A 19,311-nucleotide genomic window follows, 5' to 3' on the forward strand; every position below is an offset into this window, starting at 1 on the left:
GGAAAAACCGAGGCATTATCCGGACCGGAAAGGAACCCAGGGTGCGCATGAGGCGATAAGACCAACAAGGATTGACCTGACACCGGAGACTGTCAAACCGTTCCTGACACCAGACCAGTTCAAACTTTACAGTCTGATTTACCGCCGGTTCATCGCCAGCCAGATGGCGGATGCGGTCTATCAACAGACCGAGGTGTTGATTGAAGGCGGTGATTACACATTCCGCGCCGATGCGGTGAAAAGGGTCTTTGCCGGTTTTGAACAGGTTTATGGCGAGGCAGAAAAGGAAAAATTCCTGCCCGACTTAAAGGAAGGCGAACCGGTCAGGATGAAGGATTTTCTACCTGAGCAGAAGTTTACCCAGCCACCACCACGCTATACTGAGGCGACATTGATTAAAAGGCTTGAGGTCAACGGTATCGGCAGACCTTCAACCTATGCGACCATCGTCCCCACCCTGCTTGAGCGCAAATATGTGGAAAGGAATCAGGGCAGATTGGTGCCGACCGAACTGGGCAAAATTGTTAATGACATCCTCATTCCCAGGTTTGCCAACATCTTTGAGATTGGCTTTACCCGGGAGATGGAAAAGGAGCTGGATTTGATTGAGGAGGGCGAGGAGAACTGGCGGGATGTGGTGGCAAGGTTTTATCAGCCTTTCAAGGAGGACCTGGAAAAGGCGCTGGCGACCAGTGCGGAAATCAAGCAGGATTTGGTCCAGGAACTTGCGGAAAGGTGCCCGAAATGCGGTAAACCGCTATTAGAAAGATGGGGTAGATTTGGTAAGTTCATCGCCTGCTCAAATTATCCCCAGTGCGATTATGTCAAGAGACAGGAAGCCAAAGAACTTGCGGAAAACTGCCCGAAATGCGGTAAACCGCTGGTTGAACGACAGGGCCGGTTTGGCAAATTCATCGCCTGCTCTGGTTACCCAGAATGTGATTATATCAAAAAGGAGCCGAAGCCGCAGGCAAAGGAAGTTGCAGAAAAGTGCCCGCAATGCGGCAAACCTCTGGTTGAACGACAGGGCAGGTTTGGCAAGTTCATCGCCTGCTCTGGTTATCCCGAGTGCCGCTATATCAAGAAAAGAAAAGGGGGCAAGGAGGAAAAGAAATGAGATGGAAGAAAAACGGTCCTTATTACCAGTTGCGGCTGGAACGGGGTGAAGAGATTATCCAGACCCTGACCCAGTTTGTGCAGTCAAGGCGATTGAAATCAGGGACCCTGACAGGTCTGGGCGCGGGCACAGATTTGGAACTTGGCTGCTACAACCTGAAAAAGAAAAAATATCACCGGCGCCTGTTCAAGGGTGAATACGAGATCTGCAGCCTGGTGGGCAACATCGCCTGGGATGACAAAACGCCAATTCTCCACATCCATCTTGTTATCAGCAACGAGCGGCTCACAACCTATTCCGGTCATCTCTTTGCTGGCAGGGTTGCCGCCACCTGCGAGATTGCGATTCTCCCCGGAACGGTAAGGCTTATCCGTCGGCTTGAACCAGATTCCGGGCTGAAACTCCTTCAGTTGTAATTCAAGCCGCACCAACAAAGTCATCACACTCGATACCTTCCTTTCGGGCTTTTAGCATGCTCCAGCAGACCTGCGGCTTTGATTGAAGAAATAAAAGCCGCCATTGACAACTGATGAAATAAACAAATTGGCGCCAGCGAATTTGACCCTGGGGTTTCCTTGACAGGGAGAATAACAGGTGGGATAATTGAATAAACAAAAGAAGGTGGAATGGTTATTATTATCGGACTCCTACTATTACCTCTAATAGCGGGCGCAATGCCTGACCGGGTTCAGAAATTCGGATATAGAAACCTACCCTTCAATCCGGATGAGGCGGTGGAAATGGTGACTGGTGAAAATCAGGGTTTCCAATCATCCCATTTTGAGGGTGGATTCCTCATTGATACGAATATTGTTTGTTTTCCAGAACCTAATTCTCAAATGCATCCTTCAGTTGGTTTTGATGGGACAAATTTTTTGGTTGTATGGGGGGACCGTCGCAACGGTCCTTCTTCTGACATCTATGGCGCGCGGGTGAGCCGGAGTGGGATGGTTCTCGACCCCAAAGGCATTCCCATCTCTACCGCTCCTGGTTCGCAAGGAAATCCTTCGGTTAGTTTTGATGGCACGAACTATCTCGTAGTCTGGGAAGACACCCGCAACGGTTATTATTATGACATCTATGGTGCTCGGGTAACACGGGACGGAGTGGTCCTTGACACAAGTGGCATCCCTATTTCAAACGGTAATTATGACCAGAGGCTTCCTTCAGTTGGTTTTGACGACATAAACTATCTTGTAGTCTGGGAGGACAACCGCAGCGGTTCTTATCACATCTATGGTACACTGGTGACAAAGGATGGGGAGGTTCTTGACCCCGATGGCATTGCCATCTCAAACGCTTCTGGTCACCAAGTATTGCCTTATGTAGATTTTGATGGCATAAATTATCTTGTAGTCTGGCAGGACCACCGCAGCGGTTCTTCTTCTGACATCTATGGCGCGCGGGTGAGCCGCTATGGGAATGTTCTTGACCTGAACGGCATTCCCATCTCTACCGCCCCCGGTCGCCAATACTGTCCTTCAGTAGCCTTTGATGGCACAAACTATCTCGTGGCATGGGAGGACAAGCGCAGCAATCCTGACAGTCTTGACATCTATGGTGCTCGGGTGACCCGGGACGGAGTGGTCCTTGACACAAGTGGCATCCCTATTTCAACCGCCCCCGGTCACCAATACTATCCTTCAGTAGCATTTGACGGCACAAACTATCTCGTAGTATGGTATGACCACCGCACGCCTACTTATGATATCTACGGCGCGCGGGTGAGCCAGGATGGAAATGTCCTTGACACAAGTGGCATCCCTATTTCAACCGCCCCCGGTCACCAATACTATCCTTCAGTAGCATTTGACGGTACAAACTATCTCGTAGTTTGGGAGGACTATCGGAATAAGCGCGACACTTCTGACATCTATGGCACGCGGGTGAACCAAGGTGGAACTGTGCTTGACTCCGCTGGCATTCCAATATCAGTAATCGGCAATTACCAAGGGGCTCCTTCAGTCAGCTTTGACGGCACAAACTATCTCGTGGTCTGGCAGGACAAGCGCAGCGGTTCTTCTTTCGACATCTACGGTGCGCGGGTGAGCCAGGATGGGGTTGTCCTTGACCCAAACGGCATCCGCATCTCAACCGCCGCTTATTCCCAAGAGTCTCCTTCAGTAGCCTTTGACAACACCAATTATCTTGTAGTCTGGCAGGACAACTGCAGCGGTTCTTCTTTCGACATCTACGCTGCGCGGGTAGCGAAGAATGGGGAGGTCCTTGACTCGATGGGCATTGTAATTTCTTCGGCTCTTAATTTCCAACTTTATCCTTCAGTTGGGTTTGACGGTACAAACTATCTCGTGGTTTGGCAGGACAACCGCAGTGGTTTTTCTTATGATATCTATGGTGCACGGGTGAGCCGCGATGGAAATGTTCTTGACCTGAACGGCATTCCCATCTCTACCGCCCCCGGTCGCCAATACTGTCCTTCAGTAGCCTTTGATGGCACAAACTATCTCGTGGTATGGGAGGACAACCGCAGCGGTTCTTCTTTCGACATCTACGCTGCGCGGGTGAGCCAGGAGGGCATGGTCGTTGACACAGCGGGAATTCCTGTCTCAACCGCTTATGAATCCCAGCGGTACCCTTCAGTAGCATTTGACGGCACAAACTATCTCGTGGTGTGGCAGGACTTACGCCGGAACGGTTATTATTGTGATATCTACGGTGCGCGGGTGAGCCAGGATGGGGTTGTCCTTGACCCAAACGGCATCCGCATCTCAACCGCCGCTTATTCCCAAAAGTCTCCTTCAGTAATTTTTGATGGCACAAACTATCTCGTGGTATGGGAGGACAACCGCAGCGGTTCTTTTTACAATATCTATGGTGCGCGGGTGACGCCCGGTGGGGTTGTGTTTGACTCGGGTCTGGTCGTCAGACAGGAATGGGATCAGTCGGTTCCAGCGCTCGCATGCGGACAGGAAAGCGGAATGTTTCTTGTGTATCAAAGCTGGGCAGGAAAGGTTGGGGGTAAGAACTATAATACTCAACGCATATGGGGCAAAATGAATCCGACACCAGGAATAGAGGAATATCCCCAGCCAGAGGTTAAAGGTTCGCACCTACCAGCAACGGTTGTCCGCAATGTTTTGAGATGGACCAAGACCGAAGACCGGGCTCAGGTCTTTCTGGTTGATGTTACCGGTCGCAAGGTGCTTGAACTTAAGCCCGGAGAGAATGATGTGCGGCATCTTTCACCCGGGGTCTATTTTATCCGGGATGGCTCAGCAATAGAGAGAAAGGTTGCGATTGCAAGGTAAAAAGGGTCTTGGGACTGTTTTAATTCCTGTCAGTTTTGTATACTTATAGGTATACAAAGGAGGTTCGGGGAAATTTTGTTTAAGTTTCAGAGATAAGTAACTTAGCCGAATTTATCATTTTTTCAGACCCCGCCCCGGGGATTACCCCCTGTTTTATTTTTCAGTTCGCCTTTTAATCAAAAATGGGGCTTGGTTTGGGTCAAATATGCAAATCCCCTTTTGACAGGGATTAAAAGAGCCTTACGCTTATCTGTGCGTTTTCCCAATCCCGGTATGAGACTTTCCTCCCTGCGCGCGCTCATCGCCATCGCCTTTGGCATTGTCCTCGCAGGTTTAAATTTCATCCCCTGGTGGACAGGAATTATCGCCCTTATCTTCGGAATTGCCCTTCTGTTCTGGACAAGAGGTTTTTCCCTTTATCTTGCGCTTGCCGCAGCCTCGTTTCTCTATGCCCGCAGCCGCGAGCCTGTTTTCATCCATCCGCAGACATATAAAATCTCATCTTTTCAGGGTGTGGTGATTGAGGAGCCTTTAGGCAGGAACCGGCTGACAGTTGCACTCTCGTCGCCATTAAACGGCAAGGTGACGGTCTATCTTAAGGACTCATTCTCAGGATTAAGGTATGGCGATTTGGTCAGGGTGAAAAAAATGGTCAAGCCCTTCTCATTTCCGCGCAACCCCGGACTGATTGATTTTAACGAACATCTCAAAAGGCAGGGCTTTGTCGGTTCGGCAAGTGCAAGGCAAGGCGATATCAGGATTGTCAAGAGAAACAGCGGCAACCCGATTTTAAGGCTACTGGTGATGCCGGTGAGGCGGTATCTGCACAATGTGATAAAAGAGCAGGTTGGCGGAAAAGAGGCGGCACTGCTTTTAGGGATGCTTTTAGGTGAAAGGTCTCTTCTGCCCGTAGAGTTGAGGGAGGCTTTTACCAGTTCAGGTCTCTGGCATCTTTTTGTGGTTTCCGGTCTTCACATCAGTATCGTTGTCTTTGCCCTCTGGATTGTTCTCACTGTTTTACGCATCAGGTCCTGGTGGCGGTTTGGGATTATGAGCGCTGGCACCATTTTATATGCGCTTGTTGCCGGCTGGAATCCGGCTTCGGTTCGTGCCGCATTTATGACCGTTGCGGCGCTTTTAAGTTTTCCGCTTCAGCGCCGCTCAACACCTCTGAGTAGTCTTTGTGTTGCCGGAATCATTCTTTTGCTTTCAAACCCGCTGACCCTTTTTAACATTGGTGCCCAGCTCTCATTTGCCGCTACAGTGGCAATCATCACCATTGTCCCGCAAGTCCAGACGCTAATTCATAAATTCCAGATAAATCGTTTTTTGCGCAATTACCTCATTTTGCCGGCAGGGGTCTCGCTTGCGGCAACAATCGGAACCGCGCCTTTACTTCTGCACCACTTCTTTCAGTTCCAGCCGTTTGCATTCTTATCTGCGCTTCTTACCATTCCCTTGGTGACAGTCTCCCTGCCCCTTGCCCTTTTTATTTCCCTGATTCATCTCATCAGCCCTTTTGTTGCCGCCATCTTTAGCCAGAGCCTGAGGCTTGTCCTCGCAATTACCATCTTCCTGATTAACCATCTCAGCCGGCTCAAGGTTTTCCTGATTGAGCCGGGCAAACTTTCCTTGCCCGCGGTCTTTTACATCTATGGACTTCTAATTCTCCTTATCAACTGGCAAAATGGCTGGGCAAGGAGGGCGTTCAGAATCTGCCTTGCCCTTGGTCTGGTGATTGTCGTCTGGTTAAGTGTCTTTTCCAAACCGCAGGCGCAAATCACCTTTCTTGACCCGGGCAGGGGCGATGCCTTTCTTATTGAGGACACCCTGGGGAGAAAACTTTTGATTGATGCTGGAATTGACAGAACCGATGTCCTGCCCGATTTCCTTTTGAGCCGCGGGATAAAAAGGCTGGATGCGGTTATCTTGACCCACCCTGACCGCGACCATTTTGGCGGACTTCTTGACCTGCCCTTAGGGGTTAAAATCAACCGTTTAATTGTTCCGACGGTAAAAGGCGACACCATTTATCAGAGACTTTTGCACCGGTTGGAACGGACTGGCACAGAGATAACCGTTGCGGGCAAAGGGGCGCGGGTTCTTGGGTTTGGCTATGAAATTAGCCTTGTCTGGCCTGATGAAATCACCTCCTGGCTTTACTCAAAAAACCTTCTCCCCACCAACCCCATCTCCATTGTTACCCTTGTTGAATATCAGGGTATTAAAATCCTCTTTACCGGTGACTGTGAATCATTTGATGTCCTGAAGGGTGCGGCAGAAGATAGAAAAATTAATATCCTTAAGTCGCCCCATCACGGCTCAAGAAAGGGCAACCCGTTAACTTTATACGAGACAATCAGACCGGAATATGCTATTGTTTCCGGGCGGTATCCAACCCCGGCAAGGCTGGAGCAGGTTCTGCCTGAAATCGGGATAAGATGTATCAACACCCGGCTTGATGGCGGCACCATCCTCAGATTTAAAAATGGGAAACTGTTATTTAGCCCCTGAACCGAAAGGGGCAAACTTCAGACCCAACGAAACCCTTTCCGCATCACCTAAAAGACCATAGGATAGATAGACCGCATCAATTGCCAAAATCAGATTAGGGCTGATTGCTCTCTCATAACCAAGACCAAAGGAAAAGCCTGCCCAGGTGCCTAAATGAGCACCTGACTGATAACCCCCGCGCAGATATAAAACCTCCCCCTTTTTTGACCCGATGGTGCCCAAATCAAGTTTTGCCTCAGCGCCGACCCCAACAGTCGGACCATAATCAGGAAAAACCGAGACATCGCTGGCGATAAGGAGATGATTGGTCAGAATCGGCAGTTTGAATGAGGCACCACCACGCAGATTAACCGGCGGATACTCCCAGTCCTCAATAAAACGCCTTGGTGTTCCCAAGTGCAAAAGGCTGGCACCAAGGGTCAGGTATTTAATCGGCTGATAAAGCACACCACCGTCAAAGGAAAGAGCCCAGGAGGAGAATGAGTCAATCCGGCTGTAAACAAACTTGCCGGCACCGCCAATGCCCAAACCCTTAAAAGGCTTGACCGCAAAACCAGGACCGGCAATGATGTCAGTCAGACCGAAGGTTCCCAAATCCTGACCCAATTCGTTCCGGCGGGTATCGGTCGCACTCAAAAACCCTCCTGCCAGACCAGCGCCAAAGATTTTGAGAATTGGCACGGTCAGACCGCCAGAAAAATATGAAACCCCGCGCAGCATCTGGCAGGCGGTGATACTCAAATCAAACCGGGAATTGAGCGCCACTCCTCCGGGATTGTAAAAAAGGGCGTTGGCGTCATCAGCAACTGCGGTAAAAGCCTGACCCATTGCCACCGGTCTTGCCCCAACCCCTAATTTCATAAAGGTAAAGCCGGTTGCCGAAGGACCAAGCCAGCCGGCAAAACCGCTACCAATCACCAGGACAAAAACCACCAAAACAGACCTCATTCGGAATCGGTCCTTCCCAATGCAGATAGCACCTTACTCCTGAATATGAAACTCAATGATATCCTTGTCCTGGAGGATGTGTGCCCGCTCAACCCGCTGTCCAGAATAACCGGCAGAGTTCCAGAGCCGGGCATAGGCAAGTTTTCTGGCAAAGTCCTTGTGCAGATGATATGCCGCATCAATCACCGTGGCATTGGTCTTTAATATCACCGGCTCATTCATATCAGGCGGATGCCCTGGCTTTTTCGTATAGACCCGGATGATGTTCAGGCTCTGAAAAACCTTGCGTTTAAACTCCTCAAGCCCCTGTTTGGTAACCACCGAAACCAAAATCACCTCAACATCGCCAATCAGTTCGCGCAAAATCGAGAGCCTTTCCAATGCCTGGTTGTCATCTGCCTTTGTCCCAACCCGAATCAAGGGCTTGACCGTGAACCCATCCTGCGGCGTAAAACCGATGCGGTTCCGATTCAAAAGCTGCTGAATCTGTTCGGTGGTCTCAAGAAGGCCGTCATCGGCGAGGTCAATGAGCCAACAGATAACATCAGCGGTGCGCAGGATGTGAAAGAGCCAGGCGGGTGAGTCCAAAACCATCGGTGGGGTATCAATCAGTTGAATCTGAATGTCCTCAAACTGCATCATCCCAGCAAGCGGTCTTGTGGTGGTAAAGGGATATGCTGCCACCTCGGTTGCCAGACCGGTCAACTCCTTGACTAACGCAGACTTGCCGCAGTTGGGCGCGCCGAACACAACCACCTGACCTGCGCCCTGCTTTTCCACCGAATACCAGTCCTGACGCTTGCCGCCTGTTTTGCCTTCAGAAAGTTCCCGCCTGATTTTGGCAATGCGGCTCTTGATGTCAGCCTGCATCTTCTCGGTTCCTTTGTGCTTGGGAATGGTGGCAAGCATCTCCTCAAGGCAAAGAAGTTTCTCCTCTGGGCTCTTTGCCTGCCGGAACCGCTCCTCCGCCTGTTTGTATTCCGGGGTTAGATTAGCGGGCATCTTTATCCGCTGCCGCTATCCCATTTACAGGGTTTTCCCTTCGGCAACATCCATAAAAACCAGCCCGGAAATCAGTTTCGGGTAAAAGTCGGTTGACTTCTGCGGCATACGCTCCATTCTCTTTGCCAGTGCCTGGACCTGTTCCGGTCGGGTCGGATTGAGGAAAAGCGCAACATCAAACTCTTGCGAATCAACCCGGCTCGCTGTGTCCTCCCAGTAACGCTCATAGGCAATTCTGCCCTCAACCTCTGCTGGTTTGATACCGAAAACCCTGTCAATCACCAAGGAATGCAGAAGCGCCACATCCAGTTCCCGATACTCCGGGCTCTTCCCTTTCAAACTATCCAATTCCAAACCCGTTTGCTTCAGGATGAGCAGGTAACTTTTCCCTTTGCCAAAATAGACCACAAAGGCATGTTTATCTTGATTCTTTTGCAGTTCTGACTTTGCCATTTCATCTCTAACCGGCTTAACAGTAAAGAACCGCTCCAGACTTTTAAGCGCATCATCCTGGCTCAGGGATATCCCCTTAAGCAGCCGGTGAGTAGGCAGAATCACCAGACCGGGGTCGGTAATCTTGAAAAAGGCAGCGGTCTTGAACCTTAAAGCGGCGTTCTCAGGCACAACACCCCTTTTCTCCATCTCCTGCCTGAAATTAAGCGCGGTCTCATAACGGTGATGACCATCAGCAATCAATAGCACCCGTTCCTTCATCGCCGCACTCAGCGCGTGTAACCTTGCCGGTTCATCCAGCTGCCAGAGCCTGTGAACAACCCCGAACTCATCAATCGCCTGCATCAGCGGCTTATCATCGGTCTCAAGGAGCCGGTCAATCTCACCCTTCTCATCGGGATAAAGGAGAAATATCTGCTCGTAATCCTTTCTTGTTGTTCTCAGGAGGTTCAACCTGTCAACCTTTGGTCCGGAATGGGTGAACTCATGGGGCAGGACCGTGCCCTTTTCAAACTCCTCAACCCGGATTGCGCCAATAAAGCCCTTTCGCCTCAATGTCCGGTTATCCAGTCTAAACTCCTCCTCAAGGACATAAAATGCAGGTTTTTCATCTTCAATCAAGACCCCCTTCTGCAACCATTGGGAACAGGCGCGCACAGAACTTTCATAAGGATTTTCGTCCCTGGGAAGAATCAGCCGGACAAAGTTGTATTGGTGTTTGGTATAATACTCCTCCTGCATCTTCGGTGTGATTTTGTCATAAGGCTGGGTGATAACCGCGCTCAAATCCCTCACCTTTGCCGGATTATAGTGAATCGCCCGAAATGGTCTGACATCAGCCATCAGCCCCCCTTTAAGGCATCACGCACCTTCTCGGCAATACCGATGCCGGCGCGCGCCTGACCTTCCTTGGTCTGCGCACCGATATGAGGTGAGCCAATCACCTGGGGCAAAGAAAACAGTCGGAAGTCCTTGAGCGGCTCCTCCTCAAAAACATCTAATGCCGCTGCTGCCACCTGACCGGACTGCAAAGCCTCAAAGAGCGCCGCCTCATCAACTACACCTCCGCGCGCACAGTTGATGATGATTACACCCTTCTTCATCTTGGCAAAAGCCTCGCGGTTTAAAAGGTGATAGGTCTCAGGTGTCTTGGGAATATGGAGCGAGATTATGTCTGACTTTGCCAGTAGTTCATCAAAAGAGCACAACTCACCATATTCTGGCTTACTATTAGATCGCCGAAAGACCAAAACCTTCATCCCTAATCCTAAAGCCCTTTTTGCCAGTTCGGTGCCGATTCTGCCCGCGCCGATTATCCCCAAGGTCTTGCCAAAGAGTTCCATCCCTTTAAAAGCCTTTTTCTCCCACTTGCCGGCACGCAGCGATGCGGTTGCCTGCGGAATTGAACGGGCACAGGCAAACATCATCCCTAAAGCCAGTTCTGCCACCGAAATTGATGTCGCCTCAGGTGTGTTGACAACCTTTATCCCTTTGGCATCCGCCGCCTTTTTGTCAACATTGTCCAGACCGACACCCGCCCTACCAATCACCTTCAGGTTCTTCCCCGCTTCAATAACCTCAGCGGTCACCTTCGTTGCGCTTCTCACAATAATAGCATCATACTCAGGAATTACCTTTAAAAGCTCATCTGGTGCAATGCCCGGTTTCTCATCAACCGTAAAACCGGCCTCACGCAGAATTTTGACACCTTCCGGTGCAATCGGGTCAGTGATAATTACCTTCATTTTAACTCCTTTTTGATTAAAGCCTGCCTAATGATACCAGATTAAAAGTTTCAGTCAATCTCTGTCAATGCCCTATAACTGATGTTGCCCCTCCCTCTAAAACCCGCTCAATATTATCAAGCAGACTCCCCAAAAGGTCGATACCGGTGTTTTGCCGTCACCACCCAATAACAGGCGCATGGAATTGCGCTAATTGTGCATCCCCAGTCTGTTGAATCGGTCGGTATCGCCAAAGTTAGGGATGATATGTATCCTTTAGAAGGGGCTGAATTTGGAATCGTTGAGTTGACCAGTCGTTATGGGTTGGTAAAATTTTGGAAGGTGCCGGCGTAGCTCAGCAGGCAGAGCAGCGGTTTCGTAAACCGCAGGTCACCCGTTCGAGCCGGGTCGCCGGCTTACGAAAATAGATAAGGATATGCTTTTTCCAAAAGGTTCTGACCCGAGGCGTCTGCTCGCCGAGCAGATGGCATTTGAAGAGACGGAAAGAAAAAAGGCAGAGGTGCGCGCCCAGGTTGTTTTTGATGGTCTGATTGATGCCAGCCCGATAGCGATGGAACTGTTTGACCCTAATGGTAATCTCGTTAAACAGAACAAGGCGGCAGAACGAATCTTGGGAAAAATTCCGCCCCCAGGTCTGAACCTTTTTGAGGAAAGGGGCTTGAAAAGAACCGGGCTCTTAGAACCCCAACTGAAACGGCTCCTCGCCGGTGCCCGCATCGAAACACCACCCTACTGGTTTGACCCGACAGAAATCGGCCTTTTGCCCACCGCCAAGGGCAAGGTCTGTATACGCGTTACCGCCTATCCGCTTTTTGATGCCGAAGGTCAGGTGAAGATGCTGACCTTCGTTTACGAGGATTTGACCGAACTGAAAAAAACCGAGCAATCTCTGGAGGAGCTGAAAAAGTCGCCCATCGCCTCCGGCTTTGATGAGCACCTTTCCACTATACCTGCCGATGCCCGTGATATTGAGTTTGCCCGACGCAAGATTGAGAAGGAATGGCGGGAAAGCGAGGAGCGCTACCGTGCGCTTGTTGAATCGGTTACTGATGCCTGTATCATCCGTATTTCCGAGGATGGACGCATCCTTAATATCAGCCCATCGGTAGAGGAGCTTTTTGGCGTATCCCGTGAGGCGGTTCTGACCGATAACTCGGTCTTATTTGCCAATGTCCATCCTGATGACCTACCCCGGGTGAAGGCGGTTGAAGCCGAAGCAAAACAGACCGGCGAATATCCGCCCCATCACCGGTTCCGGGTGGTAAAGAAACCCGGGGATGAAATCGTATGGCTCGAGATGCGGGGCAAGACCTGCAATTTTGCCAGCCGGCGCACATTTGAGATACTTGTCTTAAACATCACCCCGGAAAAACAGCTTGAAGAGCTCCTGACAAGAAAGGAAAAAGATATCGCCACCATTCTTGAAAGCCCGGTTGAGGGTATCATCGCCATCAATGGGGAATGGGTGATTACCTCCTGGAGCAAAGGCGCGGAAAAGGAAACAAGAATCAGTGCGGCTGAGGCAAGAGGCAAACGGCTCTGGGAGGTCTATCCGGAAATGGAGCGAAGCGGTATGGCTCTACCCGTGCGCAAAACGCTCTTAGAATGCCAGGTCCAGCAGGCTGAGCTCTTTTATAATGACGGCAGGGAACGCATCGCCGGCTGGTTTTCCATAACTACATATCCTGTTGACAGCGGCGCGATGATTTTCCTGCGCAATATTACCGCGCGCAAGCGGATGGAACAGGCATGGCAGGATGCCCAGTCCCGGCTGGAGGCACTTCTGGAAAATGAACTGATATTTATTGCCATCAAAGACACAACCCTGCGCTACATCAGCGCCAACCAGGCTGCGGAAAAAATCCTCAGCCCCAGGGGCGAAACTATCATCGGGAAAACCGATGCCGAACTTTTTCCTGCCACTGTTAATGCCCTCTTGAGCTCCCACGACCAGGAGGTGCTGAAAAGCGGCAAAGCAGTAACCCTAAAATTGTGCCTCGGGGACCCGAAAGCCGAGAACAGCACCTGGATTTCCCTTACCAAGCAACCCTGGCGCAATGCCGTTGGTGAAACAATCGGCATCATCAACATTGGATTTGACATCACCCGTCAGATAAAAGCCGAAGAGGAGCTTGTCCGACGCCGCCAAGCTGTTGAAGCCATTTTGAATAAGCAGAGAGAGCTACTTCAAGAGGCAGAAAAGGAGCTCATCCGCTGGCAGGGTAAGGGATGAAAAAAAAGAGCAAAAAACAAAAGCCACAAAAACAGCCAAACCCAATTGAAATTCGCGCCGAATTATTTGTCAAGCGGTTCTTCTGGCTTTTACTGATTGTCATCGTCATTTTGGGCTTTGGTCTCCGTGCCGCCGATTTGCGTGCCGATCCACCACCAGACCTAAGTTGGAGTTTTGCCCCTTATACTGACGAAAGCCTAAACACCTATTCTGCGCGCAACTTTGTTCTTTACGGATCCTGGAAAATGGATGAGTTTCTCCCCTTTGTCATCTATCCTTTGGTCAATATGCTCGTTGCCTTAGTTTTTAAACTTTTCGGTATCGGGTTTGTTCAAGTAAAGTTGCTTTCATTGCTCGCAGGTGCACTTGGCATTTTTATCATTGCCCTCCTTGTTAAAGAGGAAACTGGCAAGACCGCCACCCTTTTAAGCGCCCTTATGCTCGCAACCTGCTATCCCTTGGTGATGTACAGCCGGCTGGGGCTGGTAGAAACCGTTCAAATCCTTTTCCTTTTACTCACAGGGCTTTTTGGGGTTAAGGGACAGAAGAAAAAAATCCATCTAATCCTGTGCGGCTTTTTTGCTTTCGGCACCGTTCTTTTAGTAAAACTTTCCGCGGTCTTCATCGCCCCAGTAATGCTTATCCTCTTCGCCATTGACTTTTTCCAAAACAAGGATAAAAGGAATTTTCTCTCTCGTATTCTTCTTTTTCTCGGCGGCGCGACCATCGCCGTTGGCATCTGGTTTTTTCTCGTCTTTCTACCCTACAAAAACGAATATCTCCAATATGTCCTGCGCCACTCAAGCGAATCACCTGCAGGTCATCCTAAAAACCTACCTGCTTACCTTTTCAACACCTTCACCTTCGGGTTGCGCTCAAAACTCCTGCCAAGAATGGTCTGGATCGCCATCCTTGGCTTCCTCGCTTTACCTTGGTTGGCAAAGAAACAAAACCTCGCCCTCCGTTATTCCTTCCTCGTTTTTCTCTTCGGACTTTTTATGCTCGGCTATATGAACTACCGCCCCCCCAGATATGAAATCATACTCTTACCGAGCCTCATCATTGCTGCCGCGGTAAGTATTGCTAAAAACCTAAGAACCGGGATGATAATCCCGCCGGTTAACCCAGCATTGTGGAAGGCTGTACTTTATGGATTCTGGCTCTGGCCTTTTTTTCTACAGGTGCTCCTGTATGCCTCCAATTTCAAAAACTACCCCCGGCAAGGTTCCGAAACCGGCATCCTTACCCTTGGATTTGTTATTGCCTTTGGTTTTGCTTTTGCCGGCTACGGCCTGCTGAGATTAAAAAAAGACGGGATTATTCTCAAATCACCTTGGATAAGAACTGTTATAGTAATAATTTTCCTGATACTTACTGTTCGTCTTGATTTAGGACAATTCTACAATTGGTTCTCAAATCGCACTTATAATCTGATCAACTATTCCCGCGAACTTGACCGTTTACTACCAGAAAATGCGGTCGTTGGCGGTTCTTGGGCTCCGCCATTAATGATTGAATCCCGAAAAAGGGCGCTCTGTATCACCGACTGGGCAAATATCAATGACCCGATTAACCGTTTTGGTATCACCCATTTGATAATCGGCGAGAATGAAGCAGACCAGCTCCTCCTCAAAACCCTTGACCCGCAAATAGTGGAAAATATGACCCTCCTCCGCCAGTTTCAAATACGGGGTCAAATTTTAAGGATTTACGCCTTACCTTAGTTACCTGTCAATAGACAATTTTCTAACCAGCTTTTTTACATTGTAGTCAAGGAGTTTTAGATAGGTTTCAGTATCGGGTAAAATGCCAATGAATTGACTCAAGACCACGATTTCGGCGCCAGTAGCGCCTGCCAGCACCTGAGCGATATCTGGATTATGCTGCGGCTCAAGAACAATCACACGGACCGACTCAGCACGCATCAACTGTGTTAGTGTCGCAAGGGTTTGCAGGGAAGGCTCCTGGCCTGGCAACGGTTCAATCGCCGCAATCATCTCAAAACCAAACGCCCGGCAGAAATAGGGCCAGGTGTTATGCATCGCCACAAACCTTCTGTTCCTCAGACCAGAAACCAGTTGTCTCAAGACCGTCTGGACACTGTCAACCTGCCTGAGATAAGCCTCTGCCCTCGCTTGGTAAAACTCTTTACCCGCAGGGTCAGCTTCTGTAAGCACATGGGCGATTCTTTTGACGCCTATCTTCGCCACCTCCGGGTCAAGCCAGATATGGGGGTTACCCCCCTGGTGAACACTAGAGCCCGCTTTTTCCTCTTGAATTAAATCCACCCCATCGCCAATCGTGACAATTCTGAGAGTGGAATTCTGCGCACCCTTGATCAAACCATCAAACCACTCATCCAGACCCAGACCAACACGAACAACCATTCTTGCCTTACTTATCTTTTCAGCATCCTTAGGACTGGGCTCATAACTGTGCGGCTCCTCCTGTCCCTTAAGCAAACTTATAACCTCAACCCGGTCTCCGCCAACCTGTTTAACCCAGTCGCCAAGAACAGGGATGGTCGCAACCACGCCAATAGCCTTGTTCTCTTTTGACGCACAGGTGGAAAAAAGCAAAGGGACGATAACCGCACCGAGTAAAACCCAAAACCTCATTATTCTCACCCGCCCTCTCTGCCGCAGACCCTGCACTTTCTTCTCTTGGGTGAAAATATCGCCGCCAGCGCAAAAAGAATTGCGGACACCATCACTATTGCTGCGCCCGAGGCAATAGAAAGAAAATAGGAAAGCAAAAGCCCGGTGATACTTGCCAAAACCGCTGCTAACCAGGAAATGATAAACATCATTCCATATCTATTGGTGAGTTGATAAGCGGTTGCCGCCGGAATCACTAAAAGCGCCTCAACCAGAATTATCCCTACCGCCTTGATGGAAACAACTACCGTCAGGGCAATCAAGGCAAGTTGAAGGGCATTGAGAGCTCCTCTTGGTAAACCAACCGCCTGCGCCATCTCCTCATCAAAAGCGAGGAACTTGAACTCCTTATAAAATAAGAAAACCACCATAAGCACAGCTATGGTCAGAGCCAGCATCAGTATTATATTTCCCTTTGTCACACCTAAAATATTACCGAAAAGATAGCCATAAACCCGCGCATCATAACGACGCATCAGTCCGATGAAAATCACGCCTAACGCCATCGTCCAAGAAAAGAATATGCCAATTGCGGTATCCTGACGCAGATTTGCCCTTGTCCCAGTTAGACTTATTAAACCTGCTGTTCCGAGACAGAAAAGCACCGCGCTTAACAAGGGGTCAACACCTAATAGAAAGCCTATTGCCACTCCGCCAAATGCGGCATGGGCAATACCGGCACCGGCAAAAGCCAGCCCCCGCAAAACCACAAACACGCCGATAACCGAACAGACCGTCGCCACCAAAAAAGAACCCAAAATGGCGTTACGGATAAAACCAAAGTAAAGAATCTCAGGCATGATGGTCACCCACAACCACATAGCGCCGGTTATCCTGTTCCACCACCAAGACCGGGATGCCGTAAAGTCGTTTCAAAACCTCTGGTTTTAAAACCTCGGCACAGGTGCCAAAAGCCTGAATTCTCCGGTTCAAAAGCATCACCTTGTCCACACACAGCATAATCTCATTGAGATCATGGGTGACATAAACCGTTGTCAAACCCCTCTCTTTATGCAGGGTGCGCACCAGTTCCACAATCTGCCCCCTTGTTGCCACATCAACACCTGCGGTTGGCTCGTCAAGGAGCAGAATCTCCGGTTCTTGCATTAATGCCCGGGCAAGGAAAAGCCGCTGCTGCTGACCCCCGGAAAGATGACCGGCAATGTGATACGCATTCCCTTCAAGTCCCACCGCATGCAAGAGTCCCATCGCCTTATCCCTTTCCCTTTTCCCGGGTGAGCGGAGAAGCCCAAGGGATGGGTATAGACCCATCAAAACCGCATCAAGAACACTCACTGGAAAGTTTGGGTCAATCGGTTTGCGCTGAGGCACATAACCGATCCTGCGTCTGACCGCGGCGATTCTGTTACCATCCGCACCAAGAACCGTGACTCTGCCTTTAACCGGTTTGATCAAACCAAGAACAGTCTTCAGAAGCGTAGTTTTCCCCGAACCATTTGGACCGATGACCCCAAAAAATTCCCCCTGTTCCAGCCGGAATGAAACCTCCTCAAGCGCGACGGTGTGTTGATAGGCAACGGTTACATCTCTAAACTCAATAGCGCTCATCAATCACCGGCTGACAAGAAAGGCAATCAGGGTGCGCAAAGGCACACCGGTCGCGCCAACCGGACAATAATCCCTTGGCTCGCTCGTAAAGGCGGTGCCGGCAATGTCAATATGAACCCAGTTAATCTCCTTGGGCACAAACTCGGATAAAAACAGCCCGCCGATAATTGTGCCCGCATTCATCGGCTTACCAATATTCTTCAGGTCAGCAACCTCGCTTTTCATATGACTTCGGTAGCGCTCAATCAAAGGCAGCTGCCAGAAAAGTTCACCCTGCTCCTTGCCGAGATTGATAAGCCGCTCAATCGTTTTCTGGTCGGTTCCCAAAACACCTGAGCACTCATTCCCCAGTGCGACTACACAGGCACCGGTCAGCGTCGCAATGTCTACCATTAAATCCGGCTTAAGCGTAGCCCCATAGGCAAGCGCATCAGCAAGCAAAAGCCTGCCCTCAGCATCGGTGTTCATCACCTCCACCGTCTTGCCGTTGAAATGGCGAATAACATCACCGGGTTTCTGCGCACCGCCTCCGGGCAGGTTCTCGGCAAAAGGCGCAAGGCCGATGATTGTATAGGGCAAATCCACATCCCTTAAATATTTGAATAGCCCGAAAACCACCCCGGCTCCTGACATATCGTCCTTCATATTCTCCATCTGCTGCGCGGTCTTTAATGAAAGCCCGCCTGAATCAAATGTTATCCCCTTGCCGACAAAGACCAAAGTCCCCTTTGACCTGCCTTTTGGTGTATAGGTCAGTTGCACCATACAGGGTGGATTGTGCGAGCCTCTGCCAACACCCAAAATTCCACCCATCCCCTGTTTTTCCAGTTCTGCCTTATCCATCACCTTCAAGGTTATCCTGCCTGGCACCACGAGTTCCTCAGCCCGTTCTGCCATCCTCATTGGCGCCTTGTTTTGCGAAGGCTCATTGACCAAATCCCGCACATAACAGACCGCCTCGCTGCGTAGCCTTGCCTCCTCTGCCGCCTTGCGCATTGTTGCTGATGGCGGATTCTGACTTACGATCACCATCTCCTCAAGCGGCTCGGGCTCATCCGGCCTTAACTTCCGAAACCGCAAATCCCGGTAAGCGGCAAGAACTCCACCCTCAACTATACCAGCAACAAAACCAAGGGCATCACCCCTTATCTCCTTATCCTCGGGCAGGAGAATTCCGAGCGACTTTGCCCCAATCTCCTCCGCCCTTTTTACCGCCTTGGCAACTGCTATCCTTACCCTATCCGGCTCAAAATCCTTCCGTTTGCCCAAACCGGTAAGGATAATCCGCTCTTCGCCTTCTTGAGAGCGCAGAAGTGCGGTTCTCCTTAACTCACCCTGAAACCGCTCCTCTGTTGCTATTTGTGTTAGTTTCCTCCCCTTTTCCTTATCCATTCCCAAGGGCTTATTCTCACCCTCAAACATCAATGCGGCATAGGTCTTCCCGCTCCACTTTGACTTTGAAATCAACTCAATCTTCATCCTTTCTCCTTTCTTTTATTTAATCTTAACCCCTTTTACTTGCCTTTGTCAATGCCGGCTCATCCCTCAAAACCCGGCTCAAAACATAGGTAACAATCACCGCCAAAACAACCCTGGGGACAACAATCCAGAAAAAGTTCGCCCCCAAAACCAGAAAGATTGCCGTATCCTCAAAAAGCCCGTGGCAGATGGCAAGAAATGTTGCCACTAAGGTCACCTGCTTTGGCGTCAACCTGCTCTCCTTGACCGATTCAACAATCAGCCCGGCACCAAAAACAATCCCGAAAACATTGCCGGCAAGCCAGGGCATTCCCGCCTCATCTGA

Annotated in this window: 15 protein-coding genes and 1 tRNA gene; 7 read left to right on the plus strand and 9 right to left on the minus strand. The window is 50.1% G+C overall.

What is annotated here, in order from left to right:
• The 4 genes from ABIK47_05800 to ABIK47_05815 all read left to right on the plus strand — a co-directional run.
• Window positions 1–1,117, plus strand: a 1,117-nt coding sequence (locus tag ABIK47_05800) for a DNA topoisomerase (protein MEO0020136.1), incomplete at its 5' end; no start/stop codon positions are given.
• Window positions 1,114–1,533 carry a PPC domain-containing DNA-binding protein gene (locus ABIK47_05805; protein ID MEO0020137.1) on the plus strand — a complete coding sequence of 140 codons (420 nt, stop codon included), beginning with the start codon at window positions 1,114–1,116 and terminating at the stop codon, window positions 1,531–1,533. The genes ABIK47_05800 and ABIK47_05805, both read left to right, overlap by 4 nt.
• A gap of 210 nt (window positions 1,534–1,743) precedes the next feature.
• A complete protein-coding gene (locus ABIK47_05810) occupies window positions 1,744–4,386 on the plus strand; it encodes a hypothetical protein (protein MEO0020138.1) in 2,643 nt (880 codons plus the stop codon).
• Between the two features lie 252 nt (window positions 4,387–4,638).
• Window positions 4,639–6,900, plus strand: coding sequence for a ComEC/Rec2 family competence protein (locus tag ABIK47_05815; protein ID MEO0020139.1), 2,262 nt, complete (start codon window positions 4,639–4,641; stop codon window positions 6,898–6,900).
• Here the strand turns inward: ABIK47_05815 and ABIK47_05820 are convergent.
• Genes ABIK47_05820 through ABIK47_05835 form a run of 4 tightly spaced genes read right to left on the minus strand, consistent with a single transcriptional unit; the run spans window position 6,886 to window position 11,048 of the window.
• Window positions 6,886–7,848: a PorV/PorQ family protein gene (locus ABIK47_05820; GenBank protein ID MEO0020140.1), complete on the minus strand. Its 963-nt coding sequence runs from the start codon at window positions 7,846–7,848 to the stop codon at window positions 6,886–6,888. The genes ABIK47_05815 and ABIK47_05820 overlap by 15 nt on opposite strands.
• A gap of 33 nt (window positions 7,849–7,881) precedes the next feature.
• Window positions 7,882–8,850, minus strand: coding sequence for a GTPase (locus ABIK47_05825; protein ID MEO0020141.1), 969 nt, complete (start codon window positions 8,848–8,850; stop codon window positions 7,882–7,884).
• A 24-nt stretch (window positions 8,851–8,874) separates the two neighbouring features.
• The gene (locus ABIK47_05830) at window positions 8,875–10,146 is read right to left on the minus strand and encodes a DUF1015 domain-containing protein (protein MEO0020142.1); all 1,272 of its coding nucleotides are present in this window, start codon (window positions 10,144–10,146) and stop codon (window positions 8,875–8,877) included.
• On the minus strand, window positions 10,146–11,048 hold the full coding sequence (locus ABIK47_05835; protein ID MEO0020143.1) for a hydroxyacid dehydrogenase: 903 nt from the start codon (window positions 11,046–11,048) through the stop codon (window positions 10,146–10,148). Before ABIK47_05835 ends, ABIK47_05830 begins: the two co-directional genes overlap by 1 nt.
• A 323-nt stretch (window positions 11,049–11,371) precedes the next feature.
• Between ABIK47_05835 and ABIK47_05840 the strand changes: the two genes are divergently transcribed.
• The 3 genes from ABIK47_05840 to ABIK47_05850 all read left to right on the plus strand — a co-directional run bounded on the left by ABIK47_05840 (window position 11,372) and on the right by ABIK47_05850 (window position 15,005).
• Window positions 11,372–11,444: transfer RNA gene (locus ABIK47_05840), tRNA-Thr, on the plus strand.
• A gap of 19 nt (window positions 11,445–11,463) precedes the next feature.
• Window positions 11,464–13,281 (plus strand): PAS domain S-box protein, encoded by a 1,818-nt coding sequence (locus ABIK47_05845; protein ID MEO0020144.1) that lies wholly within the window; start codon window positions 11,464–11,466, stop codon window positions 13,279–13,281.
• Entirely contained in the window at window positions 13,278–15,005 is a 1,728-nt protein-coding gene (locus tag ABIK47_05850) for a glycosyltransferase family 39 protein (GenBank protein MEO0020145.1), read from the plus strand. The genes ABIK47_05845 and ABIK47_05850 overlap by 4 nt, the downstream gene beginning before the upstream one ends.
• Here ABIK47_05850 and ABIK47_05855 read toward each other — a convergent pair whose 3' ends face one another.
• The 5 genes from ABIK47_05855 to ABIK47_05875 all read right to left on the minus strand — a co-directional run.
• A complete protein-coding gene (locus tag ABIK47_05855; GenBank protein MEO0020146.1) occupies window positions 15,006–15,899 on the minus strand; it encodes a metal ABC transporter substrate-binding protein in 894 nt (297 codons plus the stop codon).
• 5 nt (window positions 15,900–15,904) lie between these two features.
• On the minus strand, window positions 15,905–16,759 hold the full coding sequence (locus tag ABIK47_05860) for a metal ABC transporter permease (protein ID MEO0020147.1): 855 nt from the start codon (window positions 16,757–16,759) through the stop codon (window positions 15,905–15,907).
• Complete coding sequence (locus ABIK47_05865; GenBank protein MEO0020148.1) at window positions 16,731–17,507, minus strand: metal ABC transporter ATP-binding protein; 777 nt, start codon at window positions 17,505–17,507, stop codon at window positions 16,731–16,733. Before ABIK47_05865 ends, ABIK47_05860 begins: the two co-directional genes overlap by 29 nt.
• Before the next feature lie 3 nt (window positions 17,508–17,510).
• Entirely contained in the window at window positions 17,511–18,986 is a 1,476-nt protein-coding gene (locus tag ABIK47_05870; protein ID MEO0020149.1) for a leucyl aminopeptidase, read from the minus strand.
• A gap of 25 nt (window positions 18,987–19,011) precedes the next feature.
• The coding region (locus ABIK47_05875; protein MEO0020150.1) for a nucleoside recognition protein at window positions 19,012–19,311 on the minus strand (300 nt) is incomplete at its 5' end.

Source organism: candidate division WOR-3 bacterium, from assembly GCA_039801245.1.
Taxonomy (GTDB): domain Bacteria; phylum Hydrothermota; class Tepidihabitantia; order Tepidihabitantales; family Tepidihabitantaceae; genus JAOABP01.